This window comes from Microbulbifer yueqingensis (assembly GCF_900100355.1).
In the GTDB taxonomy this organism is placed as follows: Bacteria; Pseudomonadota; Gammaproteobacteria; order Pseudomonadales; family Cellvibrionaceae; genus Microbulbifer; species Microbulbifer yueqingensis.
In genome coordinates this window covers 50,657-69,593 of record NZ_FNFH01000003.1, presented here as the reverse complement: position 1 = coordinate 69,593, position 18,937 = coordinate 50,657, and the positions used below count along the sequence as shown (strand labels likewise).

Annotated in this window: 16 protein-coding genes; 5 read left to right on the top strand and 11 right to left on the bottom strand. The window is 61.0% G+C overall.

Annotated elements, in window-relative coordinates:
- Nucleotides 1–40 precede the first annotated feature (40 nt).
- The 3 genes from BLT26_RS07535 to BLT26_RS07525 all read left to right on the top strand — a co-directional run bounded on the left by BLT26_RS07535 (nt 41) and on the right by BLT26_RS07525 (nt 4,269).
- Nucleotides 41–1,543, top strand: a complete 1,503-nt coding sequence (locus BLT26_RS07535) for a flavin-containing monooxygenase (protein ID WP_091511408.1) — start codon at nt 41–43, stop codon at nt 1,541–1,543.
- Nucleotides 1,544–2,016: 473 nt separating this feature from the next.
- Nucleotides 2,017–2,538, top strand: coding sequence for a hypothetical protein (locus BLT26_RS07530; protein ID WP_139169445.1), 522 nt, complete (start codon nt 2,017–2,019; stop codon nt 2,536–2,538).
- 150 nt (nt 2,539–2,688) lie between these two features.
- Complete coding sequence (locus BLT26_RS07525) at nt 2,689–4,269, top strand: phospholipase D family protein (protein ID WP_245720640.1); 1,581 nt, start codon at nt 2,689–2,691, stop codon at nt 4,267–4,269.
- 25 nt (nt 4,270–4,294) lie between these two features.
- On the opposite strand, the gene BLT26_RS07520 is transcribed toward BLT26_RS07525, so the two are convergent.
- The 5 genes from BLT26_RS07520 to BLT26_RS07500 all read right to left on the bottom strand — a co-directional run bounded on the left by BLT26_RS07520 (nt 4,295) and on the right by BLT26_RS07500 (nt 9,385).
- Nucleotides 4,295–4,741 carry an OsmC family protein gene (locus BLT26_RS07520; RefSeq protein ID WP_091511397.1) on the bottom strand — a complete coding sequence of 149 codons (447 nt, stop codon included), beginning with the start codon at nt 4,739–4,741 and terminating at the stop codon, nt 4,295–4,297.
- Between the two features lie 298 nt (nt 4,742–5,039).
- Entirely contained in the window at nt 5,040–6,326 is a 1,287-nt protein-coding gene (locus BLT26_RS07515) for an OmpP1/FadL family transporter (protein WP_175453058.1), read from the bottom strand.
- Between the two features lie 302 nt (nt 6,327–6,628).
- Complete coding sequence (locus BLT26_RS07510; RefSeq protein WP_091511391.1) at nt 6,629–7,786, bottom strand: acyl-CoA dehydrogenase family protein; 1,158 nt, start codon at nt 7,784–7,786, stop codon at nt 6,629–6,631.
- Between the two features lie 126 nt (nt 7,787–7,912).
- Nucleotides 7,913–8,848, bottom strand: a complete 936-nt coding sequence (locus BLT26_RS07505; RefSeq protein ID WP_245720639.1) for a DMT family transporter — start codon at nt 8,846–8,848, stop codon at nt 7,913–7,915.
- 24 nt (nt 8,849–8,872) lie between these two features.
- Nucleotides 8,873–9,385 (bottom strand): Lrp/AsnC ligand binding domain-containing protein, encoded by a 513-nt coding sequence (locus BLT26_RS07500; protein WP_091511385.1) that lies wholly within the window; start codon nt 9,383–9,385, stop codon nt 8,873–8,875.
- A gap of 139 nt (nt 9,386–9,524) precedes the next feature.
- Between BLT26_RS07500 and putA the strand changes: the two genes are divergently transcribed.
- Both putA and BLT26_RS07490 read left to right on the top strand, forming a co-directional pair.
- Nucleotides 9,525–12,671, top strand: a complete 3,147-nt coding sequence (gene putA, locus BLT26_RS07495; RefSeq protein ID WP_091511382.1) for a bifunctional proline dehydrogenase/L-glutamate gamma-semialdehyde dehydrogenase PutA — start codon at nt 9,525–9,527, stop codon at nt 12,669–12,671.
- A gap of 288 nt (nt 12,672–12,959) precedes the next feature.
- The gene (locus tag BLT26_RS07490) at nt 12,960–13,610 is read left to right on the top strand and encodes a hypothetical protein (protein ID WP_091511371.1); all 651 of its coding nucleotides are present in this window, start codon (nt 12,960–12,962) and stop codon (nt 13,608–13,610) included.
- Nucleotides 13,611–13,759: 149 nt separating this feature from the next.
- On the opposite strand, the gene BLT26_RS07485 is transcribed toward BLT26_RS07490, so the two are convergent.
- The 6 genes from BLT26_RS07485 to BLT26_RS07460 form a co-directional block, all read right to left on the bottom strand.
- The gene (locus tag BLT26_RS07485; RefSeq protein WP_245720638.1) at nt 13,760–14,110 is read right to left on the bottom strand and encodes a glycine zipper family protein; all 351 of its coding nucleotides are present in this window, start codon (nt 14,108–14,110) and stop codon (nt 13,760–13,762) included.
- Nucleotides 14,111–14,413: 303 nt separating this feature from the next.
- Entirely contained in the window at nt 14,414–15,118 is a 705-nt protein-coding gene (locus BLT26_RS07480) for a hypothetical protein (protein WP_091511364.1), read from the bottom strand.
- Entirely contained in the window at nt 15,111–15,626 is a 516-nt protein-coding gene (locus tag BLT26_RS07475) for a DUF2878 domain-containing protein (protein WP_091511361.1), read from the bottom strand. Before BLT26_RS07475 ends, BLT26_RS07480 begins: the two co-directional genes overlap by 8 nt.
- Nucleotides 15,627–15,648: 22 nt before the next feature.
- Nucleotides 15,649–16,914 (bottom strand): SAM-dependent methyltransferase, encoded by a 1,266-nt coding sequence (locus tag BLT26_RS07470; protein ID WP_091511358.1) that lies wholly within the window; start codon nt 16,912–16,914, stop codon nt 15,649–15,651.
- Complete coding sequence (locus BLT26_RS07465) at nt 16,911–17,687, bottom strand: DUF1365 domain-containing protein (RefSeq protein WP_091511355.1); 777 nt, start codon at nt 17,685–17,687, stop codon at nt 16,911–16,913. The genes BLT26_RS07470 and BLT26_RS07465 overlap by 4 nt, the downstream gene beginning before the upstream one ends.
- A complete protein-coding gene (locus tag BLT26_RS07460; protein WP_091511351.1) occupies nt 17,687–18,937 on the bottom strand; it encodes an NAD(P)/FAD-dependent oxidoreductase in 1,251 nt (416 codons plus the stop codon). The genes BLT26_RS07465 and BLT26_RS07460 overlap by 1 nt, the downstream gene beginning before the upstream one ends.

Sequence of the window (18,937 nt, the reverse complement as noted above, 5' to 3'; positions counted from 1 at the left end):
ACAGCCAGAACAATCCAGAACAATAAAGACACGATATCCCATGACACAGCAGCACTACGATGTACTGATCATCGGTGCCGGGCTCTCCGGCATCGGCACGGCCTGCCACCTGAGCCGGGACTGCCCGGACCGGAAGTTTGCGGTGCTCGAGCGCCGCGAGCGGATCGGCGGCACCTGGGACCTGTTCCGCTACCCGGGAATCCGCTCCGATTCGGACATGTTCAGCTTCGGCTTCAATTTCCGCCCCTGGAACGGCTTCAAGGTCCTCGCCGAGGGCGAGTCCATCCGCAAGTACATCAGTGATACCGCCGACGAATACGGGGTCTCAGAGCGTATCCAGTTCGGCGTTGACCTGCAGGAAGCCAACTGGGACAGCAGCCGCCAGTGCTGGGAGCTGCGGGGGCAACAGCGCGGCAACCCCGTCAGCTATACCTGCGACGTGTTGATCTCCTGCACCGGCTACTACGACTACCGCCAGGGCTACCTGCCCCGGTTTCCGGGCATCGACCAGTTCACCGGGCAAGTCGTCCACCCGCAGCAGTGGCCCGAAAACCTGGACTACAGCGACAAGCGTGTGCTGGTAATCGGCAGCGGCGCCACGGCGGTGACCCTGGTTCCAGCCCTGGGTGAAAAGGCGGCCCATGTCACCATGCTGCAGCGCTCCCCTACCTACGTGCTATCGGTGCCGGCGCGCGACAAGATCTCCGCCGTACTGAAGAAGTTCCTGCCGGAGCGGTGGGTGTACCGCATGGCCCGCAAGCGCAATATCAAGCTGCACCGCTGGATCTTCAAGGCGGCCCGGCGCTGGCCCAACCTCGTCCGCAGGCTGATGCTGCGCGGCGTACGCAGGGCGCTGGGCAAGGATTACGATATGCGCCATTTCGCGCCCGACTACGCTCCCTGGGACCAGCGCCTCTGCGCGGTCCCTGACGGCGACCTGTTCGAGTCGATCCGCTCCGGCAGGGCATCGGTGGAAACCGACGAGATAGATACCTTCACCACCACCGGCGTCCGGCTGAAATCCGGCCGGGAGCTGGAGGCAGACATCGTCATCACCGCTACTGGCCTAAAGGTGCAGGTACTGGGCGGCATGGACCTGAAGGTCGACGGCCAACGCGTGGAAATGAACCGACGGCTCACCTACAAGGGCGTGCTGATGGAGGGCGTGCCCAACATGGGCTGGGTGTTCGGCTATACCAACGCGGCCTGGACGCTGAAGGCCGACTTGTCGGCGGACTACCTCTGCCGCCTGCTGAACCATATGCAGCGCGAGGGAAAGGCGGTATTCATGCCGATCGACCGCGAGGGCTGCAAGGAGCAGGAGTCCGTCATGGCGGCGCTGAAATCAGGCTATGTGCAGCGTGCCGACCCGCTGTTGCCCCGACAGGGCAGCAAATACCCGTGGCGGCTGGTGAACGACTATGAGCGCGATGCCCGGATTCTGCTGGAAGACCCGATCGACGACGGCATCCTCACCTTCTATGCCCGGACAGGAGGACGCGCGCCACTTGCAAAGGAGGCTGCCAGCGAAGCAGCCTGTTAAGGATAACGACCCGGCTCACTCAGCGCGTGGCTCCCGCAATTGAGTCGCGGTCTACCCTGACAGGGGGCCGCTAATAGGCGAGCTCCCGACTCCGCTTACATGTCGCGCGCCGTCCCATCCCCCTGTCGCCAGACTGACGCTCAAAACAGCGGGTGACAGCCGGCATGTCACCTTCTGCCTGCTGCGCTGGAAAGGGTCCGATCATTCTTCCCACCTGACCTTCCTGCACCATTTGGTTTACCCCCGTCACGGGACCATTCCAGCCCCCTGGCCAGGGGAAAAAAACCGCCCCGCTCTTTACTACACTCTCAATAGCGAGCCACAGGTAGTGTCCATCCTTGTGCTATGCACTGACACGCCGTACAGCCCGCCCTGTGACATATTTCCCTGCCCAAGAGAGTGTCCCGCGAGCTATGGCAAACCACCTTTACAGGCTGTACAAAAAGCTCCAGAACAAAAGAGCCAATACACTGATGTTCCTGGGGGTTTTCTCCTTATTCCTGATGGTGGTCACGGCACTGATACTGATTTCCAGTGCCGTCAGCGTGGCCGCCTACGTGATCATCGAGGGCTTCACTTACCCGAACAACGAGATACCCGAGGTGATAACCAATGCGATCAGCAACCTGATTGTCGCCCTCGCAATCTACGAGCTACAGCGCGCACTTTCCCACGAGCTGCGCAAACCGGCCATCGGCGAGGTGACTCATATATTGCGGCGATCCACTCCCCGCTTTATTGTGGTGGTCTGCGTGGCACTCTCGCTCGAGGGCCTCATTTTCGTAATCAAGTTCGGGCAAACCGGCAAGGCGGAACTACTGGTGTACCCGGCGCTTATTATTCTCGCTGCCGCCATACTCCTGATCTGCCTCGGCCTGTTCCTGCGATTCGCGCCCGAGGAGACTGTAGCAGGACACCTTGTTGAGGAAGTGAAGAACCCGGAACCGAACATAGCAATCAGTACCGAGAAAAATCCCGGCCCACCTAAAAAATGAACGGAAGGATTGTCCGGTTGCCCGGGGCAGGCCGGCTAACTACTATTATTCAGTACCCTTCCCCCTTCCATTGCCAAATACTGAACCGCTGCCTCGACCGCCGCGGTGATTGCCGCCGGCTTTTGGGACGAAAGTAGACCGGTTAACAGAATGAACACCAGCTATACCCCAGGACAGTTACCGCTTCCGGTGATGGTATTCACCAGCTTTTTGATCCTGCAGGCATGTAACAGCGGCGATCAGGGCTATGACCCGGAAGAACGGGCCGCCTCCCACGCTCTGCCACCCGCGACTCAATCTCCGATGGCACAAGCCATCACCAGACACACAGATCAACAGCCGGGCGAGCATTCGGGATTCCTGCTCCTCCCGGAGGGACCTACATCCTTTGTCGCCCGACTGGTGCTGATTCAGCAGGCCCGGGTCTCACTCGACGTGCAGTATTACGCTTTTGCGGATGACGTCTCCGGCAACCTGATCGCCAGCAAACTTCTCGAAGCCGCAGATCGGGGGGTCCGCGTCAGGCTACTGGTGGATGATGTTGCCACCAGGGTCGGCAACCCGAATATCGTGACGCTGACAGAACACCAGAATATGGAGGTGCGGGTGTTTAACCCGGTGGCCGGGCGCAGCGACCTTGACCGTGCGCTTGAGCACATCAGGAATTTCGGCCGGATCAATCACCGGATGCACAATAAATTATTGATTGCCGATGGAGTGGCGATGATCACCGGCGGCCGCAACATCGCAGATGAATATTTTGCCGGCGACGGCAGGCAGTTCCTGGATACCGACGTGCTCATCGTGGGCAACCTGCTGCCGCGGGCAGCGTCCGCCTTCGACGAGTACTGGAACCACGACAGGTCGGTCCCCGTGGCGGAATTAATGCTGGATGACGACGACTCCCTCAGCCTCGAGGAAATGCGGACGCGAATAAAGGAAAACTTGCAGGAACATGCGGACAGCGAGTTCCACAAGGCGCAACGCGACTCCGACTTCTCTCAGCGCCTGCTCGCCAGTGAGCTCGAATTTGAGTGGGGCCCCGCCACCCTGTTCACTGACCCGCCGGCCAAGGCATTTAGCGAATCTGATATCCCGGAGGAGGAGCTGCCGGCATATGAGCTGATGCAAGAGCTATCCCGGGCAAGCTCGCGGATCAGGATGAGCTCGGCATATTTTGTACCGGGCGAACGCGGAGAAGACTTTTTCTCCGACCTGACAAATCGCGGTATGGATATCGGGGTGCTCACCAACAGCCTCAGCAGTACCGATACTGCTGCGGTTTACAGCGCCTATTCCCATTCGCGGCGTCCCCTGCTCGAGGCGGGTGTACAGCTCTGGGAGCTACGCCCCAGCGCCGACCAGGAACGCAAGCTGCACTGGTTTGAGGGCAGTAGCAGCGCCAGCCTTCACGCCAAGACTTTTGTGATCGATGACGATCGGGTCTTCATCGGGTCCATCAATATGGATAGTCGTTCGCGCCGGCACAATACCGAAATCGGCGTGCTGATCGAGAATGCGGCCATCAATAACCAGTTGAATGCGCTGTTCGAGGACTGGGTGGCGCCAGACTCGGCGTGGCGACTTACGCTGGGGGAAGGGGACCGGCTGACCTGGACCGGGAAGGACGACGGCCAGAGACAAACCTGGTACAAGGAACCGGAAACCAGTACCTGGGACCGGTTCGTGGCCTGGCTGCTCTCATGGTTGCCAATCGAGTCACAGGTGTGAGCCCCATTCTATAGAGTAACGAAGTTCAGGCAGAAGAGAGCCGTGAGCGCACAACGTTCTCCGAGGTCAGGGTCCGGTGTACCGGGCAGCGGTTGGCAATATCTAGCAACTTCTCCCGCTGTTCAATGGTCAACTCCCCCTCCAGGGTTATCTCCCGCACGATTTCGTCAATTTTCCCCTCTTTCGTCTCGCAGTCCTCGCAATCTTTTGCGTGAACCCTCTGGTGAGACAGGATGACCCGAACCCGCTGCAAGGGAATCTTTTTGCGGTCGGCGTACATGCGGATGGTCATGCTGGTACAGGCGCCCAGCCCCATCAGGAGGTACTCGTAGGGCCCGGGCCCCCGGTTGTCACCGCCAAAATCCTCCGGTTCGTCGGCGACAAGCTGGTGGGGACCGGACTGCATGGCCTGGGTGAATTTACCCTCCCCGGATTCTTCGACAGTTACAACGGTTGGTGTCGGCCCGCTCATCAATCCACCTCGTCAGTTTTCCTTGCGGACAATATACACGCCCTCGCAGTCAAAGAGGATGTCCCCTGGCCGGTCGGGCGACGCTCCGCGCCATCTCAGCTTTGTTCTGAACTGGTAACTGGGAAACCCGGGTTTTCAGGGTCAAACAATGTTAAAGCATGAGCCGCACCAGCCGCTCAGGGAACCAAAAAAACCAACGCAACCATCATTACCGCAGCCAGTCGTCAGTCTGCCTACAAAGTGCGTCACTCGCGACTCTCGCTCGACGGTCAAGCGCGACCACGGGCTGAGATTACTATCAGAGCTCGAACTGTAATGAGGCACCGAAGAAATTCAGAGAGTAATCGTCATAGCTGCCCTGTAACCGTGGGCTAAACGGCGGCGCACCCTGCTGGTCGATAGGAACATCTCCCATCCACACCAGGGTGTAACCGAGATCCAGCCGCAGTCCCGGACAGAGTTCCTTTTGCCCTCCCAGCCCCAGGCGCCACTGCTTGTCGACAACCACATCTGCGGTGCGAGAGCCCAGGTCCTCGATACTGCTGTCATAGGCAATACCGGCCGACAGCGCCCACCCCGCCAGGGCACCGGTCCGGTACTGGTGCCGCAGGCCCAGGGCACCGTGCCAGCTGTCGTCGTATTCCCGATTGATAGTGGCGCTGGTCTGGTTGGGGTTATCGATTTCAAAGCCAATCAGCCCAAACTCCGACCACTCCTGCCAGTTCACATTGGCATACATCGTGGTCGATCCAGTGAGATGCTGTTGCAGGCTGATGGTCAGGGTCTGGGGCGCATTCATATCAAAGCCAGTGCGCGCACCATCGAGTCGCTCTACCAGGCGAGTGAACAGCGGACCGAAACCATCCAGCCGCAGGTCATCGCGGAACTCCCAGTCGACCTGCGATGTATAGCTGAACCCCAGGGTAGTGGCTGCAGTGGGCTTGTAGATAACGCCCAGGTTGCCGCCGTAGCCGATATCCCTGTCATCGTATTTCAGTCGCGCATCGCCGCCCGCCAGGCCGGCGCGGGGGCGCGACTCGTATTTGTAATAGGCGCCCATCACATTCAGGCCAAGACCGATTGACAGGCAGTCGCTCGCTTTCCAGCTCAGTGAAGGCAGCAGGCTCATACCGATCAGGCTGGTCTCGGTCACGAAGCGGCGACCTTTCCAGTCACCGTCATAGTCCAGTACCCCGCCGAAATTGCCGGCCATGGCGAAGCCCCAGCCGATTCGGTCGGTGAACCGGCCCGCGGCAAAGAAGCCGCCGCCCGGGAACCACTCGATGGCGTTGCCGCCATCGTTGCCCGGAACGTTGCTCGCGCCATCATCATTGAACTCAAGATGGCCGTACAACAGCTGCCCCGCCGCCATCAGTTCCGTATTGTCCCGCCAGACGGTACCGGCGGGGTTCGTGTAGGCAGTGGATGCATCCTCCGGCATCGCCGCCCAGCCGGCGCCGGCGGTGCCCAGGGTCGGCGTACCGATTTCCCACACCATGAGTCCCCCGGCAGAACCGGAGTGTGACCAGCCAATAGTGAGCGCTGCGAGGGGCAGCAGCAGCGAATGCCTATACGACTTTACCATCGACATCTCCATGTCCCGGGACAGCACATTCCCTGTGGCTCGCTTTAAGGTCCTTTTATGGAGGGCGCCGGCCCTACCCGGGCGGTGCTGAACGGCCCTGTAATCCGGTCAAGCGGTGCACAGGTTTCCAGGCAGGCGTCCATATTCACGGGTCCCGCAAAACTCAAGCAAGTGCAGGTTTAAGCCTAGCCGAGCCTGGAGGGAAGCAGAAAAGGAAAGGCACGCCGGGAAGGGATCGGCCGCGCCGAGCGGGGGATAGGGAACTCGGCCCGCCGGATCGGCAGGCCGTGCCGCAAGTCAGGTCAACGGAGACCGTCGAGCAGGTGACGGGCAATGATCAGCCGCTGGATTTCACTGGTGCCCTCGTAGATGGTGGTGATACGCACATCGCGCGCCATGCGCTCCAGCGGGTAATCGCGGGTGTAACCGGCGCCGCCGTGCATCTGCAGCGCGCGGTAACAGGCCTCGTTGGCCTTCTCGGTGGCATACAGCTTGGCCATGGACGCGGCGGGGCCGAACGCCATCCCTGCGTCTTTCTGCCACGCCGCCTGCATCAGCAGCAGTCGCCCTGCCTCCATTTCCGTATAGCAGTCGGCCAGTTGCCACTGCAGGCCCTGGAATTTTGCCAGCGGCTGCCCGAATTGTTCGCGCTCCTGGATAAACGCGCGTGCGCAGTCCAGTGCCTCCAGGCCGATGCCCAGCGCCAGGGAACCGATACCGATGCGCCCGCCGGCCAGCTCCCCGGCGGCGATGCGGAAACCGCGATTCTCCTCGCCCATGAGATTGGCGGCGGGAATACGGCAGTCGTCAAAGGAAACCTCGTTGGTCACCGAGGCTTTCTGCCCCATTTTTTCTTCTGCCTTGCCGATCACCAGGCCGGGCGTATCCGCCTCCACCAGGAAGCAGGAAATGCCCTTCCCTTTCGGGGCTTCCGGATCGGTCACCGCCCACACCACAAACACGCCGGCGAACTCGGCGCTGGAGATGTATAGCTTGCTGCCATTCAGCACGTACTCATCGCCATCCTTCACCGCGCGGGTGCGCATGGCGGCAGCATCGGAGCCGGAACTGGGCTCGGTGAGGCAGAAGGATCCGGCGGCATACTCACCACTGCAGATCTTCGGCAGGTACTTCGCCTTCTGGTCCTCATTACCCACCGCCTGGATAACCTCGGCAACCATATTGGTCACGGAGGTGGTAGTGGCGGTGGAGGCACAGCCGCGGGCCAGCTCGGTAATGGCCAGGCTGAAGGCCACGGTTCCGGCGCCGGTGCCGCCGAAGTCCGGATCAATGTTGATCCCCATAAAGCCCAGCTCCGCCAGCTGGCGCAGCTTTTCCAGCAGCAACTCGCGGTTGCCGGTCTTGTCCAGCTCCGCCGCCACCGGCTTCAGCTCGCTGTCGGCGAACTGGCGCGCGGCATCCTGGATCATCTGTTGTTCTTCGGTGAGGGAGAAATCCATGGGGTACCTGCTTATCTTTATCGCTTTTCAGTTTCTCTCGATCATCGTAGGAGCGGACGCTGGCCGCGATATGCACCTGGTTCGTTCGTGACCAGTTCGCGGCCAGCGGCCGCTCCTGCGGATTCTTTATCGTTTCAGGAGCCACCGACGCAGCGCGCCCTGCTGCACGGCGACCCCGAGCATAATCAAAACCAGGCCAACAATGGTTGCCATCTGGATCGTTTCGCCCACCAGCAGCGCAATAAATACCAACGATAGTGGCGGCGAGAGATAAATAAGGTTACTGATGCGGGCAGCGTTATCACAGGCCATCAGGGCTCCCTGCCACAGCAGGAAGGCGATCCCCATTTCGAACAGGCCCACGTACACCGCTCCGGCCCAGCCCGCCAGTGGTGGCCAGTGCCAGTCGCCCCACATCAATAGCGCTCCTGCTAGCCAGGGCAGCCCGCAGAGGAAAGTGAGCAGGAGGTTCACCGGTGCACTGCCGCCGATACGCGTATTCAGCAGCCAGAAACAGCACCAGATCAGGGTGCTGAACAGGGCCAGGCCAACCCCCAACGGGTCGGCGAACTCCAGCTCCAGCGGGTTGCCGCCGGTGGCGATCACCAGCACCCCGCTGTAGCACACCAACGCGGCCACCAGGTCGCGGGTACGCAGCTGGTGGCCCAGCACCGGCACCGACAACAGCGCGAGCAGCACGCCCCAGGTGTAATTCAGTGGCAGTACCTGCTGGGCCGGCAGGAGGTCATACGCGTTAAACAGCACCAGGTAATAGAAGAAAGGATTGCAGAAACCCAGTGCCAGGTACCAGCGCCAGTTGCGCCGCCACGCGCGCCCGAGCCCGCTCCATTCCCCCTGCTTTGACACTACCGCAGCCATCAGCAGCGTGGACACCGCGGCCGCTATACTGACCAGCTGCAGTGGGGACACATACTGCAGCGAGAGCTTGAAGGCACTGGCCACTGTCGACCAGCAGAGAACCGCCGCCAGGGCCAGCATTACGGCGCGGCGATTGTCGGGTACGGATAGCGTGGTCATCGGGGCCAGTTGTTCGCTCGACATACTGTTGAATTGCCGGGGGGCGCGCTAGCGCTTGCCGGACTTGGCTTTCTTGGGCTCGGGGTCGGGCACCGCCACCGCGGTATCGGTCTTTACTTCCTCTATCACCACATAGGTATGGGTCTCGCGCACCCCGGGTATGGACGCCAGCTTCTCGCCCAGGAAACGGCGATAGCCCAGCATGTCCTTGATGCGGATCTTGATGAGGTAATCGAAGCCGCCGGCCACCATGTGGCACTCCTGCACTTCCTCCAGGCTGGAGACGTGGGAGTTGAAGGCCTCCAGTGCCTCGGTGGCCGTATCGGTGAGCGTAACCTGGATGTAGACCACCAGGCCGGCGTGGACCTTGAGGGGATCAAGCAACGCCACATAGTCGCGGATGAAGCCCTCGCGCTCCAGGCGCTTGACCCGCTCCAGGCAGGGGGTGGGACTGAGATTTACGCGCCTGGCCAGCTCGACGTTCGGCAGGCGTCCCTCGCGCTGGAGGATGCGCAGAATCTGGCGGTCGATACGGTCCAGGTCTTCCATCTGACGTGACATAGCAACATACCCTACTGGTGATCATGCAAATAGGCGCTATATTTAACCACAACTGTTTGCATAATGGCGATTAATTCTGAGCAAAATCGCACATAATCCGACTTTTCTTCTGGTATCAATCTAGAGTTTTGGAGACAGCATGCCAACACAATTCGCCGGGGACCTGCACAGCGCGCGCGAGAAGGCCCGCCAGTACCTGCACGCCGACGAAAACCAGTGCGTGAGCGAACTGCTGGCCGCCCCGCGGCCCAGCGACACACTGCGCCAGAAAATCCTCGCCACCTCCCGTGAGCTGGTGGTCGAGTCGCGCAAGGAGCGCAGCAAGCGCGGCACGCTGGACGCCTTCCTGCAGCAGTTCGGCCTCTCCAACAAGGAGGGCGTGGCGCTCATGTGCCTGGCCGAGTCCCTCCTGCGGGTACCGGATGCGGATACTGCCGATAAACTGATTGCCGAGAAAGTGCATTCCGGCAACTGGTCCAGCCACCGTGGCCAGTCCGACTCCCTGTTCGTAAATGCCTCCACCTGGGGCCTGATGCTTACCGGCAATATCGTCGAGCTGGACCCGGATATCACCGAAAAGCCCTCTCACTGGATGCGGCGCATGGTCAGCCGCATGGGCGAGCCCATGGTGCGCGCGTCCATGATGCAGGCGATGAAGATCATGGGCGGCCAGTATGTCCTCGGCCGCACCATTGAGGAGGCGTTGAAGCGAGGCCCGGCCGAGAATGTCCCCGGCACCCGCTTCTCCTTCGACATGCTGGGCGAAGGCGCCCGCACCATGGCCGATGCCAAGCGCTATTTCGATGCGTACATGAGCGCAATCGAGACCATCGGCAAGCACAACGACAAGCGCGATGTGATCGAGGCCAACGGCATCTCCATCAAGTTGTCCGCCCTGCACCCGCGCTACAGTGTACTGCAGCGCGAGCGCGTCATGACCGAGCTGCTGCCCCGCGTCAAGGAGCTGTGCATTGCCGCGGCCAAGTACGACATGGGCCTCAACATCGACGCCGAGGAAGCGGACCGCCTGGATGTTTCCCTGGATATCTTCGAGGCCCTGGCGCGCGCGCCGGAGCTGGGCAACTGGCAGGGCCTGGGCTTTGTACTGCAGGCCTACCAGAAGCGCGCCCCCTACGTGGCCGACTGGCTGATCGCCCTGGGCCGCGAGACCGGCCGCAAGATCATGGTGCGCCTGGTCAAGGGCGCCTACTGGGATACCGAAATCAAGCATGCCCAGCAGCTGGGCCTGCCCGACTACCCGGTGTACACGCGCAAGTGCCACACCGACCTGTCCTACCAGGTCTGCGCCAAGAAGCTGCTGGACAACCGCGACGCCGTGTATCCGCAGTTCGCCACCCACAACGCCTACACCGTGGGCCTGGTCCTGGAGATGGCCGGCGACGAGAACAACTACGAGTTCCAGCGCCTGCACGGCATGGGCCACCTGCTGTACGCGCAGCTGGAAAAGGTGTACGGCAAGCGCGTGCCGGTGCGGGTATACGCCCCGGTGGGCGCCCACAAGGACCTGCTGCCCTACCTGGTACGCCGCCTGCTGGAGAACGGCGCCAACAGCTCGTTCGTCAACCGCTTCATGGATGAGAAGACCCCGGTGGAGGAGCTGGTGGGGGACACCATCGAACAGAGTGAGAACTGCAAGCCCTACCGCCACCCGCAGATTCCGGTGCCGGAGGACATCCTCCTGGGCGGCGAGCCCCTGCCCCGGAAGAACTCCCACGGCATGGAACTCACTGACCCGCTGGCGGTGGAACCACTGCTGGAGAGTGTCGAGAAGATGCGCGGCAAGCAGTTCAAGGGAGGGCCGATCATCAACGGCGCCATGGGCAAGGTCGATGAGCCGGTTTACAACCCGGCTACCGGCGAGGTGGTGGGGCATACCGCGAACGCGGACAAACACCAGATCGACACCGCCTACCGCACAGCCACTGAGGCGCAGGTGGCCTGGGACCGGCTGGGCGGCAACGCGCGCGGAAAAATCCTCGACCGCATCGCCGACCTGTACGAAGAGCACATCAACGACCTGACGGCACTGATCTGCCTGGAGGCCGGTCGCACCCTGAACGACGGCATCTCCGAGGTGCGCGAGGCAGTGGATTTCTGTCGCTATTATGGCAACGGGGCCCGCCGCCACTTCAGCGAGCCGCAGGAACTACCCGGGCCCACCGGCGAGAGCAACGAACTCTACCTCACCGGGCGCGGCGTATTTGTGGCCATCAGCCCGTGGAACTTCCCCCTGGCGATCTTTACCGGCCAGGTGGTGGCTGCCCTGGCCGCCGGCAACGCGGTGCTTGCCAAGCCCGCCGAGCAGACCCCGCTGATTGCCGCCCGGGCCATCGAGCTGATGCACCAGGCCGGCGTACCGAAAGAGGTGCTGCACCTGATCACCGGTACCGGGGCCGCAGTGGGCCCGCTGCTGATCGAAGACCCGCGCCTCTCGGGCGTGGCCTTTACCGGCTCCACCGAGACCGCGCGCCTGATCAACCGCCAGCTCGCCGACAAGGAAGGGCCCATCATCCCCCTGATCGCCGAGACCGGCGGCCAGAATGTGATGATCGTGGACTCCACCGCCCTGCCAGAGCAGGTAGTGGACGATGTCATCCAGTCGGCATTCCTCAGTGCCGGCCAGCGCTGCTCTGCCCTGCGCGTCCTGTGTGTGCAGGACGTGATCGCCGACAACCTGCTGAAGATGCTCAAGGGTGCCTGCGAGGAGCTTTCCCTGGGCGACCCTGCCCTGCTGTCCACCGACATCGGTCCGGTGATCGACGCCAAGGCGCTGGGCACACTGCAGAAGCACCGCGAGCGCATGCAGCAGGAAGCGAAACCGCTCTTCTCCTTCGACGGAGACAAGGTGCCGGCGAAGGGCACCTTCTTCGGCCCGCAGGTGGTTGAGATCGAGGACTTCTCCGTACTCGAGCGCGAGGTGTTCGGTCCCTTCCTGCACGTGGTGCGCTTCAAGGCGGGCGAGCTGGAGGATGTCATCCGCCGGATCAACGCCACCGGTTACGGCCTCACCTTCGGCCTGCATTCCCGCATCGAGGGCCGCGCCGGCGCCGTGTTCAAGCGCGTGAACGTGGGCAACTGCTACGTCAACCGGGACATGGTGGGTGCTGTCGTTGGCGTCAATCCGTTCGGTGGCCAGGGACTGTCCGGCACCGGGCCCAAGGCGGGCGGGCCGCACTACCTGTTCCGTTTCGCCGACGAGAAGACCAAGACCATCAATACCGTGGCGACCGGCGGCAACACCCAGTTGTTCTCGCTGGCCCAGTAGAGCCTGGTATCGCACCCCAGGGGGCGGTTTCCAACCGGAAACCGCCCTTTTTTATTTCCCCCTTTTCACCCACTCCCTGCCCTTTCTCCTTGCCCTTTCTCCTTGCCCTTTCTCCTTGCCCTTTCTCCCTGCCGCCGATACCCGCACGCATATTCATTTTCATTGCACGCTGCTTTTCATCCATGGTGGCTACCGCCACCCCGACCGTCATGCACAGGTGCCGGTGCGGGATGTACAAAACACAGTGGGAATAGCGGTAGAATCGGGGTTCGCACAAGGAGAACAAAAATGTCCAATAATCCCTACAATGCGCCGTTCGACCCAATGAGCGACAGCATCGCAATCACAATCCCCCGCTTCACGCTCAAGAAGCATGCGGACTCGTCATTCCAGAACTACAACGAGCCCTACATCGTTTCCATGGCCATAGACGAATCCGGTGTTGCGAGTCCCGCAATTGATTTCAATATGATGCCGTTCCCCAAAGTGCGTCGGGGTGGCACGGTAAAAATGCTCGGCGACGGGCACCTGGTTTACGGGCCCAGGAACCCGGGAAAGTTCGTGGCCCTGTCGGTACTGGTGATGGAGAGCGACTCCGACCTGAATAGCATCGGCGGGCAGGTTGAGGAAATTGTCAGCAGCAAGGCGGTGGAACTGGGAATCGATACAATCGTCAGTGCAAATCCCGGCTCCGCTGCGATCCTGGCCGTGCTCAAGGAACTGACCCAGCTGGTCGCCGGCCACCTGAAATCAAACAAGGACGATGAACTGTTCCGTATCGAGGGAACTTTCCTGCGGGACCACGCCACGCCCTATCACGTCAACCGCGAATACGACAATCTCGGCAATGACTATATCGACATGTCCATGCGTATTCTCGCCCTTGCTTCGCCCAACGGCCAGGGCCCGGCCACCAGGGCGATTTCGCTGTCCAGGTAAATGCGTCTTGCGGATCGGCCAATGCCGGTCTACCAGTAATCTGCAGGCAAAAAAAAGCCGGGCTCATGCCCGGCTCAAGCCAAGTCCTGTGAGATTGCCGAATATCAACAGGCTCTGTTGAAACTTTGACCACACACTGTACGAAAAGATCAATTCAGCACGCGATATCCGCGACCGCGCAGACAGTTCCTGACAATGTACCTCTCCTCGGAGTAGGAACTGCCCACACCCGACACGCCACCAAGCAGCGCACCGGCACCGGCGCCGGCTGCCGCGGCGCTGCTGGAATCGCCCACGATGGCCCCCAGCGCGCCGCCCAGCAGGGCACCGCCCGCGGCCCGGGTTACCCCGCGGCGCCCGGCGTCAGCCCTGGCGTAGCTGGCCGTAGCGCGGCAGTCCGCCAGGTCGAGCTGGTACTGGCGCATGTTGACGCCGTAGGTATCGATCACGATGCCGCCCGCGCCCGGTACCTGTTCCTGGGTAACACACCCGGTCGTCATAACGGCGTAGATTCCTACAGCGGAAAGAATTGCAGACTTCATCTCGTTACCTCGGTTCAAGAGTTGACCCTCGCCGCCGTGCGTACAGTCACCGTACGGCGCGGCCAGCCCAAACGTGTCGCCTCTTTCCCTTTAGGTTTAGCTGCAAGTTGAAGGGTGCGCCAGTTGGCGCAAGAAAATTCGCCGACCGGGAAGTCGCAGGATTACTGGTGAAAATGGTGAGAATGGAGAAAGGTAGAGCTCGCAAGAACCGGGCACTGGCGACACCGCCGGGAAGCACGGGCAATCACCGCAGAAGTTCGCTCACGGGTAGTGGTAATCTATCCGCAGCCGCTGGCTCTCACCCTCGCTATCCAACAGGTTGACAATGCCGTCGAAGGTCCGGAGCTGTCGATTGCCAACCCCGTAGACCAGGTACAGGTTGCCGGCAAACAGCCGCAGCAGCGGTTGCGCCAGGTCAACCTGCAGGCAGAGAGTACCCTGCCCTCCCTTCTTACATGTAACCTTGCGGGCGCGCAGTGTTACCGCCCGACCGTGTAAGGGTGAGGCAAAGCTGAATTCCACCGGCTCCCCGGCCGCCAGGCGGCTCCAGTTCTGGCGCACGAAAGCGTCGAAGCCCGCGTCGACCACGTCGGCTTGGTGGGCCTCAAGCCGTGCACTCTCCCAGCTGGCACCACCGGCCTGCCGGTAGCGCAACTGCCATACACTCCCCTTCCACAGCACCTGGCGCTCCTCGCCATGGCGGTAGTCCTGCTGCCGAACCTGCGGCCGCGGAGTATTGTGTGGGGAACCTCCGCCCCGGGATTCCAGTTTCTTTTCCGCTATGCGATGGCCCGCCGGGCTGTAGTAGAGCACGCGGCTACGCTGACCCCTGGCAGGCAGGTGATACTCACAGTAGACGAGTTCGCCGCTGCCGGGTTGCCGGGCCAGTCCGATCGCGCGGACCTCTCCCTCATATCCACAGTGGACAGCGGTATTCAGGGCCAGTGCCCCGATCAGGTTAAGCATCTTGAACCTCGCTGAAAATACGCCGGCGCGACAGCCAGGTCGTGAACGGCAGGAACAGGGCCCATAGTATTACGAGGACAGAGACAGACAGGATCACCGGCTCGCTGAATTCCACCGTGCCGTTCAGCCAGGCGCCGGTCCAGTAACTGAAGGGGCCGAAGGCTCCCCCCAGCACCACCGCCAGCCAGGCGCTTTTCTGCAGGAAGAACATGCTGTAGCGCAGGGCCATGGCAAAGTTGGCCCATAGCAGCAGGAGCCACGCAGGTGGAAATGGCGAGCCGTCGTCATTGACGAGCACGCCGCTGGAAAATACGAGCGTGTCCATGGACGCACCGCAGAGCCAGATGGTCCCCACCCAGAGCCACTCGTTGGGCTTGTCAGCTACAATGCGCAGATGGATAAACAGGTTGGCCAGCGTGAACGCGACAATTACGGCTACGCTGTCTACCAGTACACAGAGCGGCCAGGCGATATCGAAAAGGAGGGCGTTGACGATGATGCGCCACATATCCCCTCCGCCCCGCCAGAAGCTAGGCCGGCAGCGCCTTGCAGCGCGGCTTGGCGAAAATGAACTGCGCCGTGCTGATCACTCGCTCGAGGAAACCGCCCTCGCAATAACACAGGTAGAAGTCCCACATACGGATGAAACGGCTGTCAAATCCCTGGCGCTTCACCTCGTCGAGCCGCGCGAAGAATGCCTGGCGCCAGGCATTCAGGGTGCGAGCATAGTGGAAGGTAATATCTTCCAGGCCGACTATCTGCATATCGGTACTGTCAGCAATATGATCCGCCACCACACGGTTGGAAGGCAGGCATCCACCGGGGAAAATATACCGCTGGATAAAGTCCACCTCTTTCCGGTAGCGGTCATAACGCTGGTCCTGGATGGTGATGGCCTGCATCACCATCAACCCGTCTTCCTTCAGTAGCCGGCTGCACCGGGAAAAGAAATCGCGATAGTACTCATGCCCCACGGCCTCGATCATCTCGATCGAGACCAGCTTGTCGAACTGTCCTTCCAGGTCGCGGTAATCTTTCAGCAACAGGGTGACCTTATCTTCCAGGCCCTCTCGCTCCACCCATTCCCGGGCATGCTCATACTGCTCCCGGGAAATGGTGGTGGTCGTCACCCGGCAACCATAATTCTTTGCTGCATAAACGGCCATGCCACCCCAACCGGTACCGATCTCCAGCAGGTGATCGGTCTCGCTCAGCTGCAGCTTGCGGCAGATCGTCTCCAGCTTGTTCAGCGACGCAGCCTCCAGTGAGGCATCTCTGGCGGGGAAAATCGCCGAGGAATAGAGCATCGTGGAGTCAAGGAACAACTTGAAAAAGTCATTGCCCAGGTCGTAGTGGGCCGCGATATTCTTGCGTGAACCGCTGCGGGTATTGGCATTCAGGCGATGTAGTACGCGAAGTGCCATTTTCTGCAGGAAACTCCAGCGGGAATCCATGTTCTCCAGCATCGCCATGTTGTTGACCATCAGCCGGATCACGTCAACCAGGTTAGGGGAACTCCAGGCGCCCTGCATATAGGCCTCGCCGGAACCGATAGTGCCGTTGAAGAGTACCTGCGTGTAGGTACTGTCGTCATGGACACAGATACGGGCACAGACATCGGCATCCCGTTCCGGCTGGCCAAATTCGAAAACTTCGTCACCGTCCTCGACCACCAGGTGGCCCCGCTCCAGGCTCTTCAGCTTGCCCAGTACCAGTCGCCTCGCGAGCTGGGTAAACCATGCGGACTGATCCTGTACCTCGACGCGGCCGGCTGCGCCTGCTCCTACAGATTTCATTGGCGTTTTTCTCCTGCATCGGCCCGAACGCTGCGATTCGGATGGGTAAATATCGGTACGCGCTTGAGCCACAACCTGAAAGCCTGCCAATAGATAGCAGTTATGACTTTTACGGTCATCAGCGGATATCGGATCAGGATTCGGTTCAGGGCGCGCGAAGAAATCTCCTCGCGCCGGAGGCTCAGGATCGCGTCGAAGACCACCTCCCCGCCCTGCAGGTTCTGCAGGGAAACAGACAGGCGATCGGCGGGGGTAACGCTGCGCCAGCGATAACCCTGATCCATCGGCATGAACGGGGAGACGTGAAAGGATTTCTGGAATTCGCCCTTTTGCACCGTTGCCGGGCCGTCGCGGCAATCCAGCACGTAACTGTGCCGCTCGTTCCAGGGGGTGTTGTGCACGTCCAGCAAAACCCAGCGCACTTCGCTGCCAGTGCGATCAAAACAGTAATAGGTACTTATGGGGTTCATGTTATAGCCAAAGTAGCGCCAGTTGGCTAACAGGCGCACCGGGCCATCGGGTCTCTCCCCACACTCTTGCGCCACACGCCGGCGCACAGCCTCATCGATGCCCAGTGCAGGGTCCCCAAAAAAGTCCTCCCGCCGGAAACGCGCAGGCGCCCAGGGATGCCGCGACCATAGGGGACTTATGGACAGCACCTGTTCCAGCTCCGCCAGGTCCAGGTAGATCATGAATACCTGGTAACGGAAGCGGTGCTCACGGGGAGCGCGGCGCCGATGCTGGACCCAGCCACTGTATATAGCGCTCTCCATCAGAGCGTCACCCCGAACGCTTCCGCCACGCGCAGCGCACTGTTTACGCCGTCCTCGTGAAAACCGTTGTGCCAGTATGCACCGCAGTACCAGGTGTGGTTGTGACCATTAATCTGCTCCCACTGTTGCTGGGCCTGCATGCCTGCTACAGAGAACTGCGGGTGGGCGTACTCGAAGCGGCGGATGACTTTCTCCGGATCGATCTTATCGTCTGCATTCAGGGTGACACAATAAGTCCGCTCGCTATCCAGGCGCTGCAGGATGTTCATATTGTAGGTGAGGACCGGCAACCGGGTGGAATCGTCCTGCAGGCGGTAGTTCCAGCTGGCCCAGCTGCGGTGGCGCTCCGGCAGCAGGCGCGTGTCGGTATGCAGTACCACCGAATTGGCGGCATAAGGGATAGCACCGAGCAGTTCGCGCTCGGCCGTCGATGGATCATCCAGGCATGCCAGCGCCTGGTCCGAGTGGCATGCGAAGACTAGCGCGTCGAAATGGTGTGTTTCCCCCCCCGCAGTCTCGAGGGTGACGCCGTTCGCTCCCCGTACCACCCTCTCCACCGGCGTGGACAACCGGACGCGGCCGGTAAAGTCCTTCACCATCGGACCAATGTATTCCCGCGACCCGCCCTTGATGACACGCCACTGGGGCCGGTTGAAGATGTTCAGCAGCCCGTGATTGAAAAAGAAACGGATAAAGAAACTGACGGAAAAGTCGAGCATCTGCGACATGCTTGCCGACCAGATCGCCGATCCCATTGGTACCAGGTAACGCTCGGAAAACTCGCGGGAATAGCCGTTACGGTCCAGGTATTCCCCCAGTGTCGTGCCGTCGTCCAGCCTGCCCGCCCGCCAGTCCCGAACCGCGGCGCGGTTGAAGCGCACGATGTCCCGCAGCATACGCCAGTGACCCGGACTGAAAATATTGCGGCGCTGGGCAAAGAGGCTGTCCAGGTTATTGCCGGCGTACTCGAAAGATTCACGGTCGGAGCAGACACTGAAACCCATGTCTGTTGGCTGGGACTCTACTCCCAGCTGGTCCATGAGCTTGATAAAGTTCGGATAGGTCCAGTCATTGAAGACGATGAAACCGGTATCGATCGGCAACTCGCGTTCCCCGTCTTCGACATCGATAGTGGCCGTGTGGCCGCCCAGCCGGTCGCTCGCCTCAAACAGGGTAATCTCGTGCTTCCTGTTCAGGAGATAGGCGGCGGTCAGGCCGGAAATACCGCTACCGACAATCGCAATTTGCAT

Coding starts and splice junctions, on each gene's coding strand:
- BLT26_RS07535 (WP_091511408.1), top strand. CDS start 41: ATGACACAGCAGCACTACGATGTACTGATCATCGGTGCCGGGCTCTCC.
- BLT26_RS07530 (WP_139169445.1), top strand. CDS start 2,017: ATGTTCCTGGGGGTTTTCTCCTTATTCCTGATGGTGGTCACGGCACTG.
- BLT26_RS07525 (WP_245720640.1), top strand. CDS start 2,689: ATGAACACCAGCTATACCCCAGGACAGTTACCGCTTCCGGTGATGGTA.
- BLT26_RS07520 (WP_091511397.1), bottom strand. CDS start 4,741: ATGAGCGGGCCGACACCAACCGTTGTAACTGTCGAAGAATCCGGGGAG.
- BLT26_RS07515 (WP_175453058.1), bottom strand. CDS start 6,326: ATGGTAAAGTCGTATAGGCATTCGCTGCTGCTGCCCCTCGCAGCGCTC.
- BLT26_RS07510 (WP_091511391.1), bottom strand. CDS start 7,786: ATGGATTTCTCCCTCACCGAAGAACAACAGATGATCCAGGATGCCGCG.
- BLT26_RS07505 (WP_245720639.1), bottom strand. CDS start 8,848: ATGTCGAGCGAACAACTGGCCCCGATGACCACGCTATCCGTACCCGAC.
- BLT26_RS07500 (WP_091511385.1), bottom strand. CDS start 9,385: ATGTCACGTCAGATGGAAGACCTGGACCGTATCGACCGCCAGATTCTG.
- putA (WP_091511382.1), top strand. CDS start 9,525: ATGCCAACACAATTCGCCGGGGACCTGCACAGCGCGCGCGAGAAGGCC.
- BLT26_RS07490 (WP_091511371.1), top strand. CDS start 12,960: ATGTCCAATAATCCCTACAATGCGCCGTTCGACCCAATGAGCGACAGC.
- BLT26_RS07485 (WP_245720638.1), bottom strand. CDS start 14,110: ATGACGACCGGGTGTGTTACCCAGGAACAGGTACCGGGCGCGGGCGGC.
- BLT26_RS07480 (WP_091511364.1), bottom strand. CDS start 15,118: ATGCTTAACCTGATCGGGGCACTGGCCCTGAATACCGCTGTCCACTGT.
- BLT26_RS07475 (WP_091511361.1), bottom strand. CDS start 15,626: ATGTGGCGCATCATCGTCAACGCCCTCCTTTTCGATATCGCCTGGCCG.
- BLT26_RS07470 (WP_091511358.1), bottom strand. CDS start 16,914: ATGAAATCTGTAGGAGCAGGCGCAGCCGGCCGCGTCGAGGTACAGGAT.
- BLT26_RS07465 (WP_091511355.1), bottom strand. CDS start 17,687: ATGGAGAGCGCTATATACAGTGGCTGGGTCCAGCATCGGCGCCGCGCT.
- BLT26_RS07460 (WP_091511351.1), bottom strand. CDS start 18,937: ATGCAAATTGCGATTGTCGGTAGCGGTATTTCCGGCCTGACCGCCGCC.